Here is a 6184-nt window from a genome sequence, read left to right as displayed (position 1 = left end):
CGAGCGCAGCTCGCGATGCGCCGCGCGGGCGGCGCTCGATCTCACAGGCGCTGAAGATACTGCGGCTACCCTTGCCAGCTGCTCGCCACAGCATCTATCAGCCCTGAGGCGATCCCTGTGGGAGCTGGCAAGCCAGCGATAGGGCCGGTGCAGACAATTTACTCCCCTTCAGACAAAAAACAGTCAATACTTCCCCCATCCACACGTGGGCAGGGTCGCCCGTTGTCGTGCCAGAACGAATAACAACTGCATCCAAGGAACCGGACCTATGCTGCGCCGCCGCATGCTCATCATGTTGGCCGTGGTTCTGCTGATCGTGCTGGCCCTGGGGGGCTACAAGGCTTTCTCGATCTACCAGCAGATCCAGATGTTCACTGCCCCCAAGCCGCCTATCACCGTGGCGGCAGCCTTGGCCGAACAACGCCAGTGGCAACAGCGCCTGCCCGCGGTCGGCAGCCTCAAGGCGCTGCAGGGTGTCGAGCTGAGCCTGGAGGTCGAAGGCATCGTCAAGGCCCTGTATTTCGACTCTGGGCAAACGGTCAAGGCCGGGCAGCTGCTGCTGCGGCTCAACGATGACCAGGAAACCGCATTGCTCGGCACCGCCGTGGCCGACCTGGGCCTGGCCAAGGTCGACTTCGGCCGCGGGCGGCAACTGGTGGGCGACTCGGCGATCTCCCGTGGCGAATACGACCGCCTCAATGCCCAGTACCAGCGCAACCAGGCGGTGGTCGAGCAGCTCAAGGCTTCGAAGAACAAGAAAAGCATCAGCGCGCCCTTCAGTGGCACCCTGGGCATCCGCCAGGTGGATGTCGGCGATTATCTGGCGCCAGGCACCGTCATCGCGACCCTGCAGGACACCTCCGGCCTGTACGTAGACTTCAACGTGCCTGAACAGGCCTTGCCCCGGCTGAGCCTCGGCCAGCAGGTGCTGGTGCAAGTGGCTGCCTACCCGGACCAGACCTTCCCCGCCCGCCTCAGCGCCATCAACCCCAAGGTCGATGAAACCACGCGAAACCTGCTGGTGCGCGCGACCCTGGCCAATCCCGACGGCAAATTGCTGCCGGGCATGTTCGCCAGCCTGCAGGTACTGCTGCCCGATCCGCAGTTGCAGGTGGTGGTGCCGGAAAGTGCCATTACCTACACCCTGTACGGCAACTCGGTATATGTCGCCACCGCGAAAAAGGACCAGCACGGCAAGCCGCAGCACGATGAACAGGGCCAGCCCCAATGGGTCGCCGAACAGCGCACGGTGCAGACCGGCGAGCGCCGTGACGGCGTGGTGGTGGTCAGCAAAGGGTTGCAGGCCGGGGAACAGGTAGTCACTGCCGGGCAGCTGAAGCTGACCCCCGGCGCCGCAATCCGAATCGGCCAGGACCAGGCCGTCAAGCCCGCCCCGGGCGCCGCGACCAAGGACTGACTGGAGGCTGGCATGGCGTTCACCGACCCGTTCATCCGTCGCCCGGTGCTGGCCAGCGTGGTCAGCCTGCTGATCCTGTTGCTGGGTATCCAGGCCTGGCACACGCTGCAGATCCGCCAGTACCCGCGCATGGAAAACGCCCTGATCACCGTCACCACGGCCTACCCCGGGGCCAACGCCGAAACCATCCAGGGCTACATCACCCAGCCGCTGCAGCAAAGCCTGGCCAGCGCCGAAGGTATCGACTACATGACCTCGGTGAGCCGGCAGAATTTTTCCGTCATATCCATCTACGCGCGCATCGGTGCCGACAGCGACAGGCTGTTCACCGAACTGCTGGCCAAGGCCAACGAAGTGCGCAACAAACTGCCGCAGAACGCCGAAGACCCGGTACTCAGCAAGGAAGCCGCCGATGCTTCGGCGCTGATGTACATTAGCTTCTACAGCGAACAGATGAGCAACCCGCAAATCACCGACTACCTGTCACGGGTGATCCAGCCCAAGCTGGCCACGCTACCCGGCATGGCCGAGGCAGAAATCCTCGGTAACCAGGTATTTGCCATGCGTCTGTGGCTGGACCCGGTGAAACTGGCCGGTTTCGGCCTGGCGGCCAGCGACGTGACCGACGCCGTGCGCCGCTACAACTTCCTGTCCGCTGCCGGCGAAGTCAAAGGCGAATACGTGGTCACCAGCATCAACGCCAGCACCGAGCTGAAGTCAGCCGAGGCGTTCGCCGCCCTGCCGGTCAAGACCAGTGGCGACAGCCGCGTACTGCTCGGTGACGTGGCGCGGGTGGAGATGGGGGCGGAGAACTACGACACCGTCAGCTCATTCGACGGCACGCCCTCGGTGTACATCGGCATCAAGGCCACGCCCGCCGCCAACCCGCTGGAGGTGATCAAGGAAGTACGGCGGGTCATGCCCGACCTGGAAAGCCAGTTGCCCTCGGCGCTGAAGGTGTCTATCGCCTACGACGCCACGCTGTTCATCCAGGCCTCCATCGACGAAGTGATCAAGACCCTCGGCGAAGCGGTGCTGATCGTCATCCTAGTGGTGTTCCTGTTCCTTGGCGCCCTGCGCTCGGTGCTGATCCCTGTGGTGACCATTCCGCTGTCGATGATTGGCGTGTTGTTCTTCATGCAGATGATGGGCTACTCGCTGAACTTGCTCACACTGCTGGCCATGGTCCTGGCCATCGGGCTGGTGGTGGACGATGCGATCGTGGTGGTGGAAAACATTCACCGGCATATCGAAGAAGGCAAGTCGCCGTTCGATGCAGCCTTGGAAGGCGCGCGCGAGATCGCCATGCCGGTGGTGTCGATGACCATCACCCTGGCAGCGGTGTATGCGCCCATCGGCTTTCTTAGCGGGCTCACCGGGGCACTGTTCAAAGAGTTCGCCCTGACCCTGGCCGGCGCAGTCGTCATTTCCGGTATCGTCGCCCTGACCCTGTCACCGATGATGTGCGCCCTGCTGCTGCGCCGCGAGCAGAATTCCAGCGGCCTGGCCCACTGGCTCGATCGGCAGTTCGCGCGCCTGAAGGTACGCTACCAGCGCCTGCTGCACGGTACGCTCGACAGCCGGCCGGTGGTACTGGTGTTTGCCGTGATCATCCTGTGCCTGATTCCGCTACTGCTGAAGTTCACCCAGAACGAACTGGCCCCCAACGAGGACCAGGGGGTGATCTTCATGATCAGCAGTTCCCCGCAGCCAGCCAACCTTGACTACCTCAACGCCTACACCAACCAGTTCACCCCACTGTTCAAGACCTTCCCCGAATACTATTCGTCGTTCCAGATCAACGGTTTCAATGGCGTGCAAAGCGGCATCGGTGGCTTCCTGCTCAAGCCCTGGAACGAGCGCGAGCGTACGCAAATGGAGCTGCTGCCACTGGTACAGGCCAAGCTGGAAGAGGTCGCCGGCCTGCAGATCTTCGGCTTCAACCTACCGTCGCTGCCCGGCACCGGCGAAGGCCTGCCGTTCCAGTTCGTGATCAACACCGCAGGTGACTATCCGGCACTGCTGGAGGTGGCCCAGCGCATCAAGGCTCGGGCCCAGGCATCGGGCAAGTTCGCCTTCCTCGACATCGACCTGGCCTTTGACAAACCCGAGGTGGTGGTCGATATCGACCGGGCCAAGGCGGCGCAAATGGGGGTATCGATGGACGTCCTCGGCAGTACCCTGGCCACCTTGCTGGGTGAAGCCGAAATCAACCGTTTCACCCTCGACGGGCGCAGCTACAAGGTCATTGCTCAAGCCGAGCGCGCATACCGCGACAACCCCGGTTGGCTGAACAACTACTACGTGAAGAACGACCAGGGCAAGCTGCTGCCGCTGGCAACCCTGGTCACCCTCACCGACCGCGCTCGCCCGCGGCAGCTCAACCAGTTCCAGCAGTTGAACTCGGCGATCATTCAAGGCGTACCGATGGTCAGCCTGGGCGAAGCGCTGAAGACCGTGCAGGACATCGCCCGCGAAGAGGCACCGGAAGGTTTCGCCTTCGACTATGCCGGCGTGGCCCGCCAGTACGTGCAGGAAGGCAGCGCACTGTGGGTGACCTTTGGCCTGGCACTGGCGATCATCTTCCTGGTCCTGGCGGCCCAGTTCGAAAGTTTCCGGGATCCGCTGGTGATCCTGGTAACGGTACCGCTGTCGATCTGCGGGGCGCTGTTGCCACTGTTCCTGGGCCTGTCGAGCATGAACATCTATACCCAGGTCGGGCTGGTGACATTGATCGGGCTGATCAGCAAACACGGCATCCTGATCGTCGAGTTCGCCAACCAGTTACGTGATGAGCTTGGCCTGGGCGCGCGCGAGGCAATCGAAGAAGCAGCGGCGATTCGCCTGCGGCCGGTGCTGATGACCACGGCGGCAATGGTGTTCGGCATGGTGCCGCTGATCCTCGCGACCGGGGCCGGGGCGGTAAGCCGCTTCGACATCGGTGCCGTGATCGCGACCGGCATGTCGATCGGCACGCTGTTCACCCTGTTCGTGCTGCCTTGTATCTACACCCTGCTGGCGCACAAGACGGTGGCCAAGGAACCTGCTGCCGCCTGAAACCCGCCCACCGAGGGCCACCTGCAGAAACGCCAGAGGCCTCGCGCTTGCGAGGCCTCTGGCATGTACAGCTACACCGGTTTCAACCAAATGGCCGCAACCCTTGGCGCAGGCCGAACAGCAACAGCAACAGATCCTGATCCGGCTCTACCCTGGCCTTCTGCTGCGGTTTCACGTCCCGCGGCAGTGCGCACTGGGCGGCCATCTCAGCCTTGCTGAATACCGTTGGCCTCGGCTCCTCCCAGGCAGCCACCGCTACAGTGGTCACCGCCAGGCCCGCTACCAGGAACAAAGCTCGAGCTATTTCTAGTTTCATTACCCTAACCCTTTGACAGCGCTGCCAAACGCCACCTTGTAAAAGTAGAGTAGCGTCTGCCATTCCGCCTCGTTGAGCGACGAATGGCGGCGCAGTTGGCGCAGGTCGTTACCCGCCGCGCGCTGGCAACTGAAACGTCGCCGACACTTCTCGAGGTCGAGCAGCGCCACTTCGACACGGGCTTGCTCGCCCTCGCCCAGCACCTTGACGAACACATGCTTGCCGTACAGGCAGCCGTGCTGCCAATGGCCCAGGTGCATGCGCGCCAGGTTTTCGGCAAGGTCCTTGAGCATGCGCTCGTGGACCACCTGTGGGTAACGGTCTCGGGCACCTTGGGCATGCCAGGTGTCCAGCTCCACAAATCCGTCCAGTGCTTCGCTGACCAGCAGCGCCCGCCACTGGTGGTCGGCATCGCGCTGGGCACCACAGAACACCAGGCGCGGTACACGCACCCCGAGTTGCTCGAAGCTGTTCAGCGCATCGAGTTCACGCAGCACGGTTGGCCGGCCGAAGGGGTGCAACAGGCTGCGATAAATATGCCCGACCTGACGCTTTGCATACAGCAGTTTGCCGTTGGCATCGTTGAGCCGTTGCACACCACTTTCGCCACCCCGGCGCTGGTTAGGCTCCTCTACCCACTCGCCTTGCTGGCGCCAGTAAAAATCGAAGCGCGACTCCCCATTCTGGGCTACAGCCATCAAACACTACCCCTTACGCAATACATAAACCCGCCACATGGCATAGAACGGCAGGAAGTCGAGGCGTTCCTGGATCCTGAAACCGGCGGCGCGGAATTCTTCTTCGACCGTGTCGGCCGGTAACACAAACCGGTTCTGGTAATGGTTCTGCTCGGCTTTGGTGCTGCGGCGCTGTTCCAGTTTCCTGCGCCGCCAAGCCTTGAAATTGCCGTCCACCCACAGTGACAAGATCACACTATCACGGCTAACTCGTTGAAATTCAGAAAGAATTTTCTTTCTGTGGGCTGCCTCGCCAATATGGTGAAACAGCCGCATGCAAAAAATGCTGTCGACGGAGTTGTCTGGCAAGTCGATGTCGAATGCCGATGTCTGCAAAGGCCGTACCCGCGCGACCACTTCTGGCGGTTGCGCAGCACAGGCGGTGTCGATCATCGCCTGGGAATTATCGGCACCGATGATGACCCGGTTGTTCTTTTCTGCCAGCAGCGGCCAGAAACGACCAGCGCCGCAGGGCAAGTCCAGGACCAGGCCAGGCTCACCCGCCAGCGCCAGTGCGCGGCGGGCCAGCTGCTCATCTCGCTTGTGAGACAGCCGGCGGGCCAAGCCATCCTGGTGCTTGAGAAAATACTCTCGGGCATGGTCTTTGTCGTACTTCTCGGAAAATTCAAGCTTGATAGGGCTACGCATTGAGCATCT

Annotated in this window: 5 protein-coding genes; 2 read left to right on the top strand and 3 right to left on the bottom strand. The window is 62.2% G+C overall.

All coding sequences use genetic code 11. The features are described from left to right. The first annotated feature begins 268 nt into the window (after positions 1 to 268). Both EGJ22_RS08790 and EGJ22_RS08785 read left to right on the top strand, forming a co-directional pair. Positions 269 to 1417: an efflux RND transporter periplasmic adaptor subunit gene (locus EGJ22_RS08790; RefSeq protein WP_029887500.1), complete on the top strand. Its 1149-nt coding sequence runs from the start codon at positions 269 to 271 to the stop codon at positions 1415 to 1417. Between the two features lie 12 nt (positions 1418 to 1429). Then, positions 1430 to 4474, top strand: a complete 3045-nt coding sequence (locus tag EGJ22_RS08785) for a multidrug efflux RND transporter permease subunit (RefSeq protein WP_029887499.1) — start codon at positions 1430 to 1432, stop codon at positions 4472 to 4474. Positions 4475 to 4556: 82 nt separating this feature from the next. Here the strand turns inward: EGJ22_RS08785 and EGJ22_RS08780 are convergent, their stop codons facing one another. From EGJ22_RS08780 to EGJ22_RS08770, 3 genes are read right to left on the bottom strand one after another with little or no spacing between them, the layout of a single operon-like run. Next, positions 4557 to 4790, bottom strand: a complete 234-nt coding sequence (locus EGJ22_RS08780) for a hypothetical protein (RefSeq protein ID WP_029887498.1) — start codon at positions 4788 to 4790, stop codon at positions 4557 to 4559. Next, a complete protein-coding gene (locus EGJ22_RS08775; protein WP_009684388.1) occupies positions 4790 to 5488 on the bottom strand; it encodes a lipopolysaccharide kinase InaA family protein in 699 nt (232 codons plus the stop codon). Before EGJ22_RS08775 ends, EGJ22_RS08780 begins: the two co-directional genes overlap by 1 nt. Before the next feature lie 6 nt (positions 5489 to 5494). Further along, the gene (locus tag EGJ22_RS08770; protein ID WP_009684389.1) at positions 5495 to 6175 is read right to left on the bottom strand and encodes a class I SAM-dependent methyltransferase; all 681 of its coding nucleotides are present in this window, start codon (positions 6173 to 6175) and stop codon (positions 5495 to 5497) included. Positions 6176 to 6184: the final 9 nt, after the last annotated feature.

It is taken from the genome of Pseudomonas sp. p99-361, from assembly GCF_003935475.1.
Taxonomy (GTDB): Bacteria; Pseudomonadota; Gammaproteobacteria; order Pseudomonadales; family Pseudomonadaceae; genus Aquipseudomonas; species Aquipseudomonas juntendi.
This window is presented reverse-complemented; position numbering and strand designations above follow the sequence as displayed.

Bases quoted from the DNA above. Each gene is read 5' to 3' on its own strand.
- EGJ22_RS08790 (WP_029887500.1), top strand. From the start codon at position 269: ATGCTGCGCCGCCGCATGCTCATCATGTTGGCCGTGGTTCTGCTGATC.
- EGJ22_RS08775 (WP_009684388.1), bottom strand. From the start codon at position 5,488: ATGGCTGTAGCCCAGAATGGGGAGTCGCGCTTCGATTTTTACTGGCGC.
- EGJ22_RS08780 (WP_029887498.1), bottom strand. From the start codon at position 4,790: ATGAAACTAGAAATAGCTCGAGCTTTGTTCCTGGTAGCGGGCCTGGCG.
- EGJ22_RS08785 (WP_029887499.1), top strand. From the start codon at position 1,430: ATGGCGTTCACCGACCCGTTCATCCGTCGCCCGGTGCTGGCCAGCGTG.
- EGJ22_RS08770 (WP_009684389.1), bottom strand. From the start codon at position 6,175: ATGCGTAGCCCTATCAAGCTTGAATTTTCCGAGAAGTACGACAAAGAC.